This window comes from Streptomyces sp. NPDC002054, from assembly GCF_040296685.1.
GTDB lineage: Bacteria > Actinomycetota > Actinomycetes > Streptomycetales > Streptomycetaceae > Streptomyces.
Genome location: NZ_JBEOXT010000029.1, coordinates 75,508 through 88,666 on the forward strand (window position 1 = coordinate 75,508; position 13,159 = coordinate 88,666).

A 13,159-nucleotide genomic window follows, 5' to 3' on the forward strand; every position below is an offset into this window, starting at 1 on the left:
GGTGCGGAACCCTGCCCCTACGTGAAGGGGATGGGTTCGTGGCACTTGAAGGGTACGGACACCTGGTACGTGCCGTTCTTCAACTGCACCAGCGCGCCGCAGCCGAAGCTGTCCTTCTGCCCCTTGGGCAGGGCCCGGTCACCGACCAGGGTGCCGGTGTCGGAGAAGTTCTGCGCGGCGGCCTGGAAGGACTCCACGGTCAGGTCCTTGCCGGCCTTCTGGGCGATGGACAGGAACAGGTCGGCCGACATGTAGCCGGTCAGCATGTGCATGTTCAACGGCACCTCCTTGCCGCCCGCCGCCGCCTTGATATCGGCCTTGAACTGCGCCATCTGCGGATGGGACGACTCGAAGGGCTCGAACTGCAGCAGCACGTGCACCCCGTCGAGGGCCTGCTTGGTGGCGTCCTTGGCGAGCAGCCCGGGGTCGTAGTCGGTCGGGTCGGACAGCAGGCCCCGGTAGCCGGCCCGCTTGAGCGCGGTGAACAGGCCGATGTTGTTGGGCGTCTGCATGACCGAGACGACCGCGTCCGGCGTCTTGCCGCCGTTGCTCGACATGATGTCCTTCACGTACGCCGACCAGTCGCTGGGGACGGCGGTGGCGGGCACGCTCGCCTTGGCGTAGGCCACCGTGAAGCCGGCGCTGGCGAAGCCCTGCTGGAAGGTGCGGATGCCGAACTTGCCGGCGTCGCTGTCATTGGCGATGACGGCGACCGATTTGCCCTGCGCCCCGCCGAGGACGGTGGCGATGCCTTCCGGCCAGGTCTGGTTGAGGGTGCCGCCGGGGGAGGGGACCAGGCAGCCGTTGAAGCCGTAGATGTACTTGGGCCCGCAGAACGACGGCAGGGTGCCCCAGCCGAAGGTGGGGACCTTCTCCTGTTCCAGGAAGTCGGCGCCGGAGAAGGTGACCGAACTCATCGGCGCGACCGCGAACACCTTGTCCTGCTGGACGAGTTTGCGGGCGGCGGCGTTGTTCTTGCCGGGGTCCTGGCCGTCGTCCTCCGCGCCGAGGTAGTCGATCTTCCGCCCGTTGACCCCGCCTTCGGCATTGGCTCGCAGATAGCGGGCCTTGGCGCCGAGGTCGGTGTCCTTCTTGCTGTAGCCGCTGCTGGTGGTCATCGAGACGATGCCGCCGACCTTGATGGAGTCGGCGGTGACGCCGCGGGCAGTGCCGGTGCCGGACTGTCCGGGCTTGCCGGTGCCGGTGCCGGTGCCGTTCTCGGAGGCGGAGTTGCAGGCGGAGACGAGGGCGAGGGCCGCTGCCGCGGCGGCCAGGGTGCGGATCGGTCGCAAGCGGATCGGTCGCAACATGTTCGGGTACCCCTCCGGTCGGAATTCCCGAATTCTGTGCGTGAGCTGACGAACCGTCAAGAACTCGCGCAGCGTTGATGACGAACCGTCAGCTAAACCTGGTCGGGGCCGGTCAGGACTGGTAGAGCGCGGCTATCTCGGTCGCGTACGCCGCCTCGATCGCCCGCCGCTTCAGCTTCAGCGAGGGCGTCAGCAACCCCCGCTCCTCACTGAACTGCTCCGCCAGCACCCGGAACGAACGGATCGCCTCCGCCTGCGAGACCCGGGTGTTGGCGGCCGTCACAGCCCGCCGGACCTCGGCCACCAGATCCGCGTCCTGCACCAGCTCGGCCGGAGTCATCTGCTGCCGCCCGCGCATCGACAGCCAGTGCGCCACCCCCTCCGGATCAAGGGTGACCAGGGCGGCGATATACGGCCGGTCGTTCCCGACCAGCACACACTGCGACACCAGCGGATGCGAACGCACCCGCTCCTCCAGCGAGCCGGGGGACACGCTCTTGCCGTTGGAGGTCACCAGGATCTCCTTTTTCCGCCCGGTGATCGTGAGGTAGCCGTCCTCGTCGAGCCGCCCCAGATCCCCCGTGGCCAGCCAGCCGCCCTGCAGGACCGCCGCCGTGGACCGCGGATCGTTCAGGTACCCGGCGAACACGTGGTCCCCGTGCAGCCAGACCTCCCCGTCCTCCGCGATGTGCACCGTACTGCCGGGAATCGGGAGGCCCACCGTCCCGTACTTCGTCGCCCCCGGCGGATTCGCCGTCGCCGCCGCACAGGACTCGGTCAGCCCGTACCCCTCGAACACCGTGACCCCGGCACCCTCGAAGAACAGCCCCAGCCGGCGCGACATGGCTGAGCCGCCCGACATCGCATGCCGGACCCGGCCGCCCATCGCCTCCCGGACCTTCCCGTACACCAGCCGGTCGAACAGCTGGTGCTCCACCCGCAACGCGGCCGACGGCCCGGGCCCGGTCCCGAACGCCTTCTGCTCCCGTGCCTCGGCGTACCGTACGGCGGCCTCCACCGCCCGGTCGAAGGGGCCGGTCCGCCCCTCCGCCTCCGCCTTGCGCCGGGCCGCGGCGAACACCTTCTCGAAGACGTACGGCACGCCCAGCACAAAGGTCGGCCGGAACGCGGCCAGATCCGGCAGCAGCTCCGCGGCGGCGAGCACCGGCTGGTGGCCCAGCTTCACCCGGGCCCGGACCGCCGCCACCTCCACCATCCGCCCGAAGACGTGCGCGAGCGGCAGGAACAGCAGCGTGGACGGCCCTTCCCCGGCACCGCCGGAGAACACCGACTCCCACCGCTGCACCAGCGTGTCCGTCTCGTACATGAAATTGCCGTGGGTCAGCACACAGCCCTTCGGCCGCCCGGTGGTCCCCGAGGTGTAGATCACCGTGGCCACCGCATCAGGAGTGACCGCGGCCCGGTGCCGGTGCACCACCTCCTCGTCGACCGTCGCCCCGTCGGCGGCGAGCTGCGCCACGGCCCCGGTGTCCAGCTGCCAGAGCCGCCGCAGCTGCGGCAGCCGGTCGATCACCGACCCGACCGTCATGGCCTGGTCCTCGTTCTCGACCACGCAGGCGACGCAGTCGGAGTCGTGCAGGATCCAGTGCACCTGCTCGGCGGAGGAGGTGGGGTAGACCGGCACCGGCTGGGCCCCGACCGCCCACAGCGCGAAGTCGAACAGCGTCCACTCGTACCGGGTCCGGGACATGATCGCGACCCGGTCGCCGAACCGCACCCCCTGCGCCAGCAGCCCCTTGGCGAGGGCCAGCACCTCGTCGCGGAGCTCGGCCGAGGTCACGTCCCGCCAGACCCCGCCGGTCTTCCGGCCGAGCACGACCCGGCCGGGCTCCTCCCGGGCGTGCCGGAACACCGCATCGGCCAAGCCTCCGGCGGGTGCGGGGATGACCACGGGTGGAACGCTCAACTCGCGCAAGGGCTGCTCCGCTCCTCTCCGTACCGGCGCGGTGACGCTACCCCCGGACCCGCCTTCACCAGGCCGGTTTGGCTGAAACCTCCACGAGATCCACTCACCGCCGTGCGTGTGATCCCTTCCGCCGTCCGGCCCCTGCGGGCGGGCATGTCAGCGGTGCCGCGGCGGCCCGCCGTGGTCGGCTGTCGACCGTCCCCCGCACCGACATGAAAGGTGAACCCCGGTGAACAGAGCCCGGTTCCTGGCCGCGGCCGTACCGTCCCTGCTCGCGGTCTCGCTGGCGGGTGCCCCCGCCTGGGCCGCGCCGGCCTTCAGGCCGCCCGTCCCGCACTGCCTGACGTCCGACGGCACCGACCTCAACGAGCTGTTCAAAATCAAGGAGCGGATCATCGGTCCGGAAGGCTGCCGGACGGCCTTCGCCAAGGAGAAGTGGGTCAGGACCGTGCCGGCCTGGGAGGTCTCGGGCGCCGCGGGTGCCGTGTACCCCGACGGGTACGAGCCGGCCCGGGTCGCGCCCATCGACGACTTCATCTCCAAGTTCGTCAGCGCCACGTACGTCCACGACATCGGTACGCCGGAAGAGGAGAGCTTCACCTTCAGCCGGGACAAGGTGCTGCGCACCGGCTCCATCCCGAACGGGAACAGCCTCGCCGTGGTCATCTCACCGCCGTTCAAGGCGTTGAGCGTCGGCTCGCACACGAGCACGGTGTTCTTCACCCTCAGCGCCGAGCACTGCGACGGTCTCGGCACCGACCGGGAGGAGAACTGCCTGCCGGAGGGCACCTTCCCCTACACGGGCGACATCCCCTTCGACGTGGTCCCCCGACCCAAGGACGGGTACCCGCACGACAAGGACAGGGACAAGGACAAGGATCCGGAGCACGGGCGGCCGGACCACGGCAAGCCGGACTACAAGAAGCCGGACCACGGCAAGCCCGATCACGGGAAGCCGGACTACCAGAAGCCCGACCACCACAAGCCGAAGCCGAAGCCGAGCAAGCCGGACTACCAGAAGCCCGACTACCACAAGCCGGAGCCGAGCAAGCCCGACCACCAGAAGCCGGACTACAAGAAGCCGGAGCCGAGCAAGCCGGACTACAAGAAGCCCGAGGACGGCAAGCCGGACTACAAGAAGCCGGAGCAGGACAAGCCGGACTACAAGAAGCCGGAGAACGGCAAGCCCGACTACAAGAAGCCCGAGCACGGCAAGTCGGATGACAAGAAGCCCGACCACGAGGACGGCGAGTACCAGCCCTTCGCCTTCTAGCAGCCGACGCGCAGCCATCGCGCAGTCGACGCTCAGCCGGCCGGTCCACGGGCCGGCCGGCTGAGCCGGTCCCCGCCCGACAGGATCGCCGCGGCCAACGCCTCCGCCGCCGCCCCGCCCTGCGGCCCCCGCAACAGCGCGAACTCCACCGGACCCAGCTCCGGCAGGCCGCCCACCCGTACCAGCCCCGGCGGGATCAGTCCCCGGGTGTGTGCCATCACCCCCAGCCCGGCCCGCGCCGCCGCGATCAGCCCGCTCAGGCTGCCGCTCGTACAGGCGATCCGCCAGCCGCGGCCCTCCCGCTCCAGCACCTCCAGGGCCCGGGCCCGGGTGATCCCCGGCGGCGGGAAAACGATCAGCGGCACCGGCCGATCCGGGTCCAGCCGCAGGCCCTCCGCGCCGATCCACACCATCCGGTCCCGCCACACCAGCCGGCCCCGCTCGTCACCCGGCCCGCGCCGCTTCGCCAGCACCAGGTCCAGCCGGCCTGCGTCCAGCCGCTCGTGCAGCGTGCCGGACAGCTCCACCGACAGCTCCAGGTCCACCTCGGGGTGCTCCTGCCGGAATCCCTCCAGGATCTCCGGCAGCCGGGTCAGTACGAAGTCCTCCGAGGCCCCGAACCGCAGCCGCCCGCGCAGCCGGGTCCCGGTGAAGAAGGCCGCCGCCCGCTCGTGCGCGGCCAGGATGGTCCGCGCGAACCCCAGCAGCGCCTCCCCGTCCTCGGTCAGCTCCACCCGGTGGGTGTCCCGGACGAACAGTGGCCGCCCGGTCGCCTCCTCCAGCCGCCGCACGTGCTGGCTGACCGTGGACTGGCGCACCCCGAGCCGGCCGGCGGCCTGCGTGAAGCTGAGCGTCTGCGCGACGGTGAGGAACGTACGGAGCTGAACCGGGTCGTACATGCCCCCACCGTAGACCGCTCATCATGATGAGCAATGACAGTCAGCACGGTGAACGGGGTTCCCGATCACCACCCCCTTCCACCACCATGGACGGGACCGCCCCGAAACAAGTGAGTGAGCCGAGCACCGCACATGCGCCGCCCGCAGATACCGGCCTGGCTGCCGGTGGACCCGTACATCCTGGCCCTCGTCGGCACCGTCGCCCTCGCCGCCCTGCTGCCCGCCCGGGGCACCGCGGCCACCGTCGCCGAAGCCGCCGCCACCGGAGCGGTCGCCCTGCTCTTCTTCCTCTACGGAGCCCGGCTCTCCACCCGCGAAGCCCTCGACGGCCTGCGCCACTGGCGGCTCCACCTCACCGTCCTGGCCTGCACCTTCGTCCTGTTTCCGGTGCTCGGGCTGGCCGCGGGGGCCCTGGTGCCCACCCTCCTCACCGACCCCCTCCACAACGGGCTGCTCTTCCTCTGCCTGGTCCCCTCCACCATCCAGTCCTCCATCGCCTTCACCTCCATCGCCCGGGGCAACGTCCCCGCCGCGATCTGCGCCGGCTCCTTCTCCAGCCTGGCCGGCATCCTCCTCACCCCGCTGCTCGCCGCCGCCCTGCTCGGCGGCAGCGCGGGCGGCTTCTCCGCCGACTCCCTCCTGAAGATCGTCCTCCAGCTGCTCCTCCCTTTCCTCCTCGGCCAGGTGCTGCGCCCCTGGGTCGGCGGCTTCCTGGTCCGCCGCAAGAGAGTGCTCGGCTACGTCGACCGGGGCTCGATCCTGCTCGTCGTGTACACCGCGTTCAGCGCGGGCATGGCCGCCGGCGTGTGGCGCCAGGTCAGCCCGGCCCGGCTCGGCGCGCTGATGCTGGTCGAAGCGGTGCTGCTCACCGTCATGCTGCTGCTCACCTGGTACGGGGCGAAGCGCCTCGGCTTCGACCGCGCGGACCGGATCGCCATCCAGTTCGCCGGCTCCAAGAAGAGCCTCGCGGCCGGACTCCCCATGGCCAGCGTGCTGTTCGGGGCACAGGCGAGCCTCGCGGTGCTCCCGCTGATGCTGTTCCACCAGATGCAGCTGATGGTCTGCGCCGTCCTGGCCCGCCGCCGCGCCCGGGACCCGGAGGATTCCGACGGTCCGGCAGCGGCCCAACTCCAGCCCCGGCGGGCCCCGCAGGCCGCCGATGCCGCTACCGTGCGGTAGTGACCTGGATACGTCCCCTCGCCGCCCACGCCCCGCGTCCCTGCACCCTGGTGGTCTGCCGCGGCTGCTGTTGCGGCACCCCTCGCAAGCACCCCGGCACCGACCACGCCGCCCAACTGGCCCGGCTGCAGGCGGCCGAGGCCGCCTCGGAAGGCCAGCTGGCCGTCCGTACGGTCGACTGCCTCGGACCCTGCGAGCAGGCCAACGTCATCGTGGTCCAGCCCACCACCGAAGCCCGCCGCCGCGGCGCCCGTGCCGCCTGGTTCGGCTGGGTACTGGACGATACGGCCACGGACGACATCGCCGACTGGGCCCTCGCAGGCGGCCCGGGCACCGCCCCCCTCCCGCCGGCCCTCACCCTCCACCAGGTGGACCCGCCCACCCCGGCCCCGAAGCCGGACCGCCCGAAGAAGCAGCGCCGCAAGGGCCGCTGACCCGGCGCTCGGGGCCGGATGGCGAAGAGCGGGGCGGGATGCCAGTCTGGGAGGGTCGGCCATGTGCCGGGGCGCCCCTCCACTCAGCCCGATACCACTGTTCGTGTTCGCGGGAGGAGGAACCTCCGTGAGAAGCCGTGCATCACGTACCAGAACCGCACTGAGTCTGGCGGCGGCCGGAGTTCTGTCGGCCACGCTCATACCCATCGCCGCCCCATCGGCCTCGGCGATCACCTGCAATGCCGCGGTCGCGGCCCAGCCCCCGAGCGGCACCGCCACCAGGGATACCCTCGTGTGCCTCATCAACGCCGAGCGCACGAAGCGCGGGCTGCCGGCCCTGACCGGCAACCAGGCCCTGACGAACGCGGCCCAGCAGCACACCGCCGCGGCCGTGCAGTTGAAGTGGTGGGGACCGGGAAAGGACTCCCACACCAACCCGCGGACCGGCTCGACACCGCAGAGCCGCATCAAGGCCGCGGGCTACTGCCCGAACCCCCGGTCCTGGCGCGTCGCCGAGATCACCTACAACGGCTGGGGCGGCTCCGGCACCCCGAAAGCCGCCGTCAACTGGTGGATGAACGTCAGCACTTGGGGCCACCGTCAGATCATCCTCGACCCGTCACTGCGGGAGATCGGCCGCTGGGCCCAGGCCGGTGCGGCTGATCCGGCCGGAGCGAATGCGAGCGGGGCCGGAACCTATGTGGTGACGTTCGGGCGCTGCCAGCAGTGATCGCCGAGCACGATGCGGTGCTCGCCCGCGTAGATGTTCATGTTCCCGCCGCGCAGGAATCCGACCAGGGTCAGGCCCGACTCCAGGGCCAGGTCCACTGCCAGGGAGGACGGGGCGGAGACGGCGGCCAGGACCGGGATGCCGGCCATCACCGCCTTCTGGGCCAGTTCGAACGAGGCCCGGCCGGACACCAGCAGCACCGCACCCGCCAGCGGCAGCAGCCCCGCCTGGAGGGCCCGGCCGACCACCTTGTCCACCGCGTTGTGCCGGCCCACGTCCTCCCGCAGGTCCAGCAGCTCGCCGTCCGCCGAGAACAGGCCGGCCGCGTGCAGGCCGCCCGTCCGGTCGAAGACCTTCTGCGCCGCCCGCAGCCGGTCCGGCAGCTCGCCCAGCAGCTCGGCGGGGATCCGTACCGGGTCATCGGCCAGGCCCGCGAACCGGGTCGCCGTACGGACCGCGTCCAGGCTGGCCTTTCCGCACAGGCCGCAGGAGGAGGTGGTGTACACGTTCCGTTCCAGCGTGATGTCCGGCACCTTGACGCCTGCCGCCAGCTGTACGTTGACCACGTTGTACGTGTTGGAGCCGTCCTCCGTCGCGCCCTCGCAGTAGGTGACGGCCTGCACCTCGGAGGCGGCGCCGAGCACGCCCTCGCTCGCCAGGAAGCCCACCGCCAGCGCGAAATCGTCACCCGGCGTGCGCATCGTGATCGCCAGCGGCCTGCCGTTCAGCCGGATCTCCAGCGGTTCCTCCGCCACCAGCGTGTCCGGGCGCACCCCGGCGGCACCACCCCGGATGCGTACCACGCGGCGACGCTCGGTGACCCGTCCCATGCCGATCAGCCCGTCCATTCACTCGTTGTGCCCGTTGTGCTGGTCGCGGTCCATTGTCCTTTACGTCAGGAAGCTCCTCAGGACTCTCCAAATTCGGGTGCCGGAATCCTGTCGGGTCACACGCACACGTACCCACCGGTAGCAGGCGAAGCTGGATGATCCTGACTGTCGTACGAGGGGAATGCACCCAATGACCGCTTCACGCGTGGTGGCGCTGGGGCACTACCAGCCCGCCAAGGTGCTCACCAACGACGACCTCGCCGCCCTGGTCGACACCAACGACGAGTGGATCCGTTCCCGGGTCGGCATCAGGACGCGCCGGATGGCCGGGCCCGACGAGCCGGTCGACGAGCTGGCCGCCCAGGCCGCCGGAAAGGCCCTGGCCGGCGCGGGCCTCACCCCCGACGACATCGACCTCGTCCTGGTCGCCACCTCCACCGCGATCGACCGCTCGCCCAATATGGCCGCCCGGGTCGCGGCCCGCCTGGGCATGGGCGGCTCCCCGGCCGTCATGGACCTCAACGTTGTCTGCTCCGGCTTCACCCACGCCCTGGCCACCGCCGACCACGCCATCCGGGCCGGCTCCGCCACCCGCGCGCTGGTCATCGGGGCGGACAAGATGACCGAGATCACCGACTGGACCGACCGCACCACCTGCGTGCTGACCGGTGACGGCGCGGGCGCCGCCGTGGTCGAGGCCTGCCCCGACGGCGCGGCCGGCATCGGCCCGGTGCTGTGGGGCTCGGTGCCCGAAATGGGGCACGCGGTCCGCATCGAGGGCAGCCCGCCGGTCTTCGCGCAGGAGGGCCAGTCCGTCTACCGCTGGACCACCAGCCGACTGCCGGCGCTCGCCCGCAAGGTGTGCGAGAAGTCCGGCATCACCCCCGAAGAGCTCGCCGCGGTCGTGCTGCACCAGGCCAACCTGCGGATCATCGAACCGCTCGCCGCGAAGATCGGCGCCGTCAACGCGGTCGTCGCCAAGGACGTCGTCGACTCCGGCAACACCTCGGCCGCCAGCATCCCGATGGCCCTGTCCAAGCTGGTCGAACGCGGCGAGGTCCCCTCGGGCGCCCCCGTACTGCTGTTCGGTTTCGGCGGCAACCTGTCGTACGCCGGCCAGGTCATCAGCTGCCCGTAGCCCCGGGCCTGATGCCCCCGGCGCAGGCAGCTGACCACGGGATATGTGGTCGAGGAGCACCGGAAACCTTTGCTATTGTTGTCCATGTCGCCGCGGGAAACCGGGGCCGACCACCTGGTCCGGGTGGCGGAATGGCAGACGCGCTAGCTTGAGGTGCTAGTGCCCTTTATCGGGCGTGGGGGTTCAAGTCCCCCCTCGGACACCAACGAAAACCCCACTCCACGTGGGGTTTTTTGCTTTTCCGGGCTGCGGCGTGACCAACCAGGTGACCAACAGCCCAGTGAATCCCCAGGTCAGACCAGGGGTGTCAGTTCACCGAACGAATCAGGCCCCGGCCAATCGGCCGGGGCTTCTTTCGTTGCTTCGACTACTTCAGCGGGCAAGGCAGCTCGGGGCTGGAACGGTTCGGGGAACAGGTCACCAGGGCGACCGAATGAAACTGGGTGCCGTTCAGGTAGTGCCCCAGCGACACATCCCCGCCCCAGGTCAGTCGCTCCACCGCCGCCTTCACCAGAAGTACCAGCCGAGTCACTTCCCGGTCCGCTTGTGAGGCGAACCGTGGCGCGGCCTCCGCCAACTGGAAGCCAAGCCATTCCCCGGCCTCTTTCGGCTCCTCCCACGTGCCCTTGACCGCTCCCGGCGGCTTCATTAGCCAGTGAGCCGTCTGCATGGGCGGCAGCCCCGTCACGCTGAACTCCGCGACCACGTCCCGATACCGTTCCACGAGCCGCTGAGCCGCCGCGTCCTCCTTGGCCGCAGGCGCGGGCGGATTGGGATGCGGGGGCCGCCGCAACGCTTCGTCGTCGAACATCTTCTTCTCTCCGACCCATGCGTAACCGTGGTGGTGCACTGCCGCTCCGTTCCGGGAATGGCGACGGCCCCGCCCGTCGGCGTGTGGGCGGGGCCGTCAGTCAGGTGGTGCCAGGAGTCAGGCGGAGAGGTCGAAGCGCGCGGGGTCGATGCCCGCCGCGTTCAGCTCCGCCGTGGTGAACCGCAGCGGCTCAGCGGTCGACCGCTTGCTGTCACCCATGGCCCACGCGTCCGGGCCGATCCTGGCGAGCGTCACGCACGCCTCGCCGTCCGGGTGCGTGCTGCCGCCGCACGCCTTGTGGAAGTCGGCACCCTCGATGGGGAGCCCGTACAGGTCGGTCATTGTTGTGTCCTTCCTGATCTGCCTGACGGCCGCCCAGAGCCGACCGTCCCCCGCCCCTTAGCGGACGGAAGTCATCGCTCCTCGAAGAGCCTCGGCAATCTGTTCCGCCACGTCCGCGCGGAGCGTCCCCAGCTCCACGTACGGTCTGCCGGTCTTCGTGACCGTGGGCCGGACGCTGCTCCAAGCGGACTCGGGAAGGCCGAGTGCGGCCAGAGCCGCTCGTATCGACTCGGCGGCATCTGCGGCCCGTGTCCAGCCGTCCCGCCAGGTCTGCATGTCCATCACGCGGCCACGCTCACGTTCGGGCACTCGTTCGCGTGCCGGTAGATCACCACCGGGGACGCCGAGGCCCTTTCGATGCAACCCCGCCGGACAGGCTCCAGGGTCTCGATGCCTCGCAGACACGCGGTGCACTGACTTCCCGGCGGCGCATAGGTCACGTACTCCCACAACTGTTCCGCCGTCTGCACGGTGCCCGCCATGGCGCCCTCCCGGTCGCTTCCGAAGTCGATGGAACGACCCTAGGAAGTGGCGAATCCGCGCAGCTACGTTCTTGCACGAGCTTGCACGCGAACTAACCGAGAGACGTAATCGCCTCTGAGATCAGAGCCCGGGCGGCAGCACCGTGTACCGCGATCTTGGACAGCTCTGAGAACGCCTTCGCGTAGGTCGCAACCTCGCTGGGGGCAGTCACGTTCACGGCGGCCGTGAGCAGCTCGACGCTCGCTTGGCGGCTGTCGAACAGGTAGAAGGCTTCCAGTGGCCAGACGCGGCGCTGAGCCGTGAAAGGGATGACTCCAAGGCTCACGTTCGGCAAGGCCATGACTGCCAGGAGATACCCGAGCTGGCCGGCCATGGTGGCCTCGTCGCCGATCCGGTAGCGGAGCACCGTTTCTTCTAGGAGCAGAGCGAACCGGTGGTCACCCTCGTGGAGAACGCGTGAGCGCTCGATCCGGGAGGCGGCGGCCGTCTCTGAATCGTCTGGGGTTCCTTGGAAGGCCGCGATGGTCGAGAGCAGGGCGGCGGCGTATGCCTCGGTTTGAAGCATCCCAGGGACCACGTTCGAGCAGTACACGCGGAAGTGGCGCGTTTGCTCATACAGGGGAACGACTTCCTCCTGTGCCCGGCGCATGCCGTGCCGGTGGAGCTTCTGCCAGTGCACGTACATCTGATCGGCTTGCCGATTCGCCGCGATCAGGTCCTCTACCTGGCCCTCGGCTCCGCACGCCTTGCACCAGGCGCGGATGTCGGCGTCAGACGCGGGAGTCTTGGCCCGCTCGATGCGTGACGACTTGGCCGGACTCCAGCCACAGCGAAGAGCCAGCTCATGCCCGGTCAGCTCCGCCTCTCTGCGCAGGCCTCCGAGACGGGTGGCGATGGCTTCACGGGCAGCCTGGGCACTGGACGAGGGGGATGCAGACATGAGTTGGCTCTTCGTGATTCGTCAGGTCAGACCGAGTACTTCTCGTGTGGGATACCGCGCTCCCACACTGTCTCGAAGGCTGCGGAGGCCAGTGCAGCAACGGCCGGTTCGGACCGTACCTCCCAACCGGGCTCGGACCAGCTCCCCTCCCCGGTGAAGTGGTTGAAGAGCACGATCTCCCCGTCGAACACCCAGCAGTCGTTCCCAGGAAGTGCGATGTCGGAAGCCTGACGGCGGGGAAGCCAGCGCACCTGCTCCCCGGCGTGGAGGTTCACCACGGTGCCAGCGTGCTCGTACCGGATGTACTCCGTGACCGGCTCCGACACCACACGGGCCCGGCGGACGACGACTCCCCGGGCCACGGTGCCGCGAATCAAATCAACCCAGGGCGCCCAGTAGGCAGAGGCAGGGTCTACGTCGCGTTGGCCTGTGCGCTGCCAGTTCTCGAAGTCCTCGGCCTCGTCGCCTACCCCGTACGAGTCGCGCATCTCCAGATGCACCGCCGAGTGCCGGGCCGCCGCCAGCAGCTCGTTAAAGCCCGGCTCGTTCTGCGACATCACACGCCTCCCTGAGCATCGGCACCATGCGGGCCGGAATCCGAATCACGGCTTCGTGCGGAGGGATGCCCGGGGCATGTCCGCGAGCCTCGAACGGTGTCTGGATCAATCCCGATGAACCGTAGTGCCATGACTGCCTCCGGTGTCGAGTGGCTTACGCCAACTTGCACGAGCTTCGTTGCGGCGGCGTCTGAGCGTCAAGGCTGATGGTCGTTCGCAGGGCCCTTGCAGGGCGGTCTCGGTCACCTGGAAGACCCGGGCCCGGGGGTTGGCTACGTGACCAACGCATGACCAACAGCGGGCGGG

General features: G+C 69.9%; 15 protein-coding genes and 1 tRNA gene. 6 read left to right on the top strand and 10 right to left on the bottom strand.

What is annotated here, in order from left to right; genetic code table 11:
• Positions 1-17 precede the first annotated feature (17 nt).
• On the bottom strand, positions 18-1,310 hold the full coding sequence (locus ABT123_RS25175; RefSeq protein WP_351318541.1) for an ABC transporter substrate-binding protein: 1,293 nt from the start codon (positions 1,308-1,310) through the stop codon (positions 18-20).
• 112 nt (positions 1,311-1,422) lie between these two features.
• A complete protein-coding gene (locus ABT123_RS25180; protein ID WP_351318543.1) occupies positions 1,423-3,246 on the bottom strand; it encodes an AMP-dependent synthetase/ligase in 1,824 nt (607 codons plus the stop codon).
• 220 nt (positions 3,247-3,466) lie between these two features.
• On the opposite strand from ABT123_RS25180, the gene ABT123_RS25185 reads away from it, so the two are divergent.
• Entirely contained in the window at positions 3,467-4,510 is a 1,044-nt protein-coding gene (locus ABT123_RS25185; protein WP_351318545.1) for a hypothetical protein, read from the top strand.
• A 32-nt stretch (positions 4,511-4,542) separates the two neighbouring features.
• Here ABT123_RS25185 and ABT123_RS25190 read toward each other — a convergent pair whose 3' ends face one another.
• The gene (locus ABT123_RS25190; RefSeq protein ID WP_351318547.1) at positions 4,543-5,409 is read right to left on the bottom strand and encodes a LysR substrate-binding domain-containing protein; all 867 of its coding nucleotides are present in this window, start codon (positions 5,407-5,409) and stop codon (positions 4,543-4,545) included.
• A gap of 132 nt (positions 5,410-5,541) precedes the next feature.
• On the opposite strand from ABT123_RS25190, the gene ABT123_RS25195 reads away from it, so the two are divergent.
• The 3 genes from ABT123_RS25195 to ABT123_RS25205 all read left to right on the top strand — a co-directional run bounded on the left by ABT123_RS25195 (position 5,542) and on the right by ABT123_RS25205 (position 7,752).
• Positions 5,542-6,588: a bile acid:sodium symporter family protein gene (locus tag ABT123_RS25195; protein WP_351318549.1), complete on the top strand. Its 1,047-nt coding sequence runs from the start codon at positions 5,542-5,544 to the stop codon at positions 6,586-6,588.
• Positions 6,588-7,022, top strand: a complete 435-nt coding sequence (locus ABT123_RS25200) for a (2Fe-2S) ferredoxin domain-containing protein (protein WP_351318551.1) — start codon at positions 6,588-6,590, stop codon at positions 7,020-7,022. Before ABT123_RS25195 ends, ABT123_RS25200 begins: the two co-directional genes overlap by 1 nt.
• Before the next feature lie 127 nt (positions 7,023-7,149).
• Positions 7,150-7,752 carry a CAP domain-containing protein gene (locus tag ABT123_RS25205; protein WP_351318553.1) on the top strand — a complete coding sequence of 201 codons (603 nt, stop codon included), beginning with the start codon at positions 7,150-7,152 and terminating at the stop codon, positions 7,750-7,752.
• Here ABT123_RS25205 and fdhD read toward each other — a convergent pair.
• Entirely contained in the window at positions 7,719-8,582 is an 864-nt protein-coding gene (gene fdhD / locus ABT123_RS25210; RefSeq protein ID WP_351318662.1) for a formate dehydrogenase accessory sulfurtransferase FdhD, read from the bottom strand. The genes ABT123_RS25205 and fdhD overlap by 34 nt on opposite strands.
• A 190-nt stretch (positions 8,583-8,772) precedes the next feature.
• On the opposite strand from fdhD, the gene ABT123_RS25215 reads away from it, so the two are divergent.
• The gene (locus ABT123_RS25215) at positions 8,773-9,720 is read left to right on the top strand and encodes a beta-ketoacyl-ACP synthase III (protein ID WP_351318555.1); all 948 of its coding nucleotides are present in this window, start codon (positions 8,773-8,775) and stop codon (positions 9,718-9,720) included.
• Between the two features lie 117 nt (positions 9,721-9,837).
• Positions 9,838-9,925, top strand: a tRNA-Leu gene (locus ABT123_RS25220).
• A 162-nt stretch (positions 9,926-10,087) separates the two neighbouring features.
• Here the strand turns inward: ABT123_RS25220 and ABT123_RS25225 are convergent.
• The 6 genes from ABT123_RS25225 to ABT123_RS25250 all read right to left on the bottom strand — a co-directional run bounded on the left by ABT123_RS25225 (position 10,088) and on the right by ABT123_RS25250 (position 12,853).
• Entirely contained in the window at positions 10,088-10,570 is a 483-nt protein-coding gene (locus tag ABT123_RS25225; protein ID WP_351318557.1) for a hypothetical protein, read from the bottom strand.
• A 78-nt stretch (positions 10,571-10,648) separates the two neighbouring features.
• Positions 10,649-10,873 carry a DUF397 domain-containing protein gene (locus tag ABT123_RS25230; RefSeq protein WP_351318559.1) on the bottom strand — a complete coding sequence of 75 codons (225 nt, stop codon included), beginning with the start codon at positions 10,871-10,873 and terminating at the stop codon, positions 10,649-10,651.
• A 57-nt stretch (positions 10,874-10,930) separates the two neighbouring features.
• Entirely contained in the window at positions 10,931-11,155 is a 225-nt protein-coding gene (locus ABT123_RS25235) for a hypothetical protein (RefSeq protein WP_351318664.1), read from the bottom strand.
• Positions 11,155-11,355 carry a hypothetical protein gene (locus tag ABT123_RS25240; protein WP_351318561.1) on the bottom strand — a complete coding sequence of 67 codons (201 nt, stop codon included), beginning with the start codon at positions 11,353-11,355 and terminating at the stop codon, positions 11,155-11,157. The genes ABT123_RS25235 and ABT123_RS25240 overlap by 1 nt, the downstream gene beginning before the upstream one ends.
• Positions 11,356-11,447: 92 nt before the next feature.
• Positions 11,448-12,296: a helix-turn-helix domain-containing protein gene (locus tag ABT123_RS25245; protein ID WP_351318563.1), complete on the bottom strand. Its 849-nt coding sequence runs from the start codon at positions 12,294-12,296 to the stop codon at positions 11,448-11,450.
• Positions 12,297-12,322: 26 nt separating this feature from the next.
• Positions 12,323-12,853 carry a DUF6879 family protein gene (locus ABT123_RS25250; RefSeq protein ID WP_351318565.1) on the bottom strand — a complete coding sequence of 177 codons (531 nt, stop codon included), beginning with the start codon at positions 12,851-12,853 and terminating at the stop codon, positions 12,323-12,325.
• Between the last annotated feature and the right edge of the window lie 306 nt (positions 12,854-13,159).

What these genes read in the sequence shown, in the direction of transcription:
- ABT123_RS25250 (WP_351318565.1), bottom strand. Translation starts at nt 12,853, where the DNA reads ATGTCGCAGAACGAGCCGGGCTTTAACGAGCTGCTGGCGGCGGCCCGG.
- ABT123_RS25230 (WP_351318559.1), bottom strand. Translation starts at nt 10,873, where the DNA reads ATGACCGACCTGTACGGGCTCCCCATCGAGGGTGCCGACTTCCACAAG.
- ABT123_RS25190 (WP_351318547.1), bottom strand. Translation starts at nt 5,409, where the DNA reads ATGTACGACCCGGTTCAGCTCCGTACGTTCCTCACCGTCGCGCAGACG.
- ABT123_RS25195 (WP_351318549.1), top strand. Translation starts at nt 5,542, where the DNA reads ATGCGCCGCCCGCAGATACCGGCCTGGCTGCCGGTGGACCCGTACATC.
- fdhD (WP_351318662.1), bottom strand. Translation starts at nt 8,582, where the DNA reads ATGGGACGGGTCACCGAGCGTCGCCGCGTGGTACGCATCCGGGGTGGT.
- ABT123_RS25240 (WP_351318561.1), bottom strand. Translation starts at nt 11,355, where the DNA reads ATGGCGGGCACCGTGCAGACGGCGGAACAGTTGTGGGAGTACGTGACC.
- ABT123_RS25175 (WP_351318541.1), bottom strand. Translation starts at nt 1,310, where the DNA reads ATGTTGCGACCGATCCGCTTGCGACCGATCCGCACCCTGGCCGCCGCG.
- ABT123_RS25235 (WP_351318664.1), bottom strand. Translation starts at nt 11,155, where the DNA reads ATGGACATGCAGACCTGGCGGGACGGCTGGACACGGGCCGCAGATGCC.
- ABT123_RS25245 (WP_351318563.1), bottom strand. Translation starts at nt 12,296, where the DNA reads ATGTCTGCATCCCCCTCGTCCAGTGCCCAGGCTGCCCGTGAAGCCATC.
- ABT123_RS25215 (WP_351318555.1), top strand. Translation starts at nt 8,773, where the DNA reads ATGACCGCTTCACGCGTGGTGGCGCTGGGGCACTACCAGCCCGCCAAG.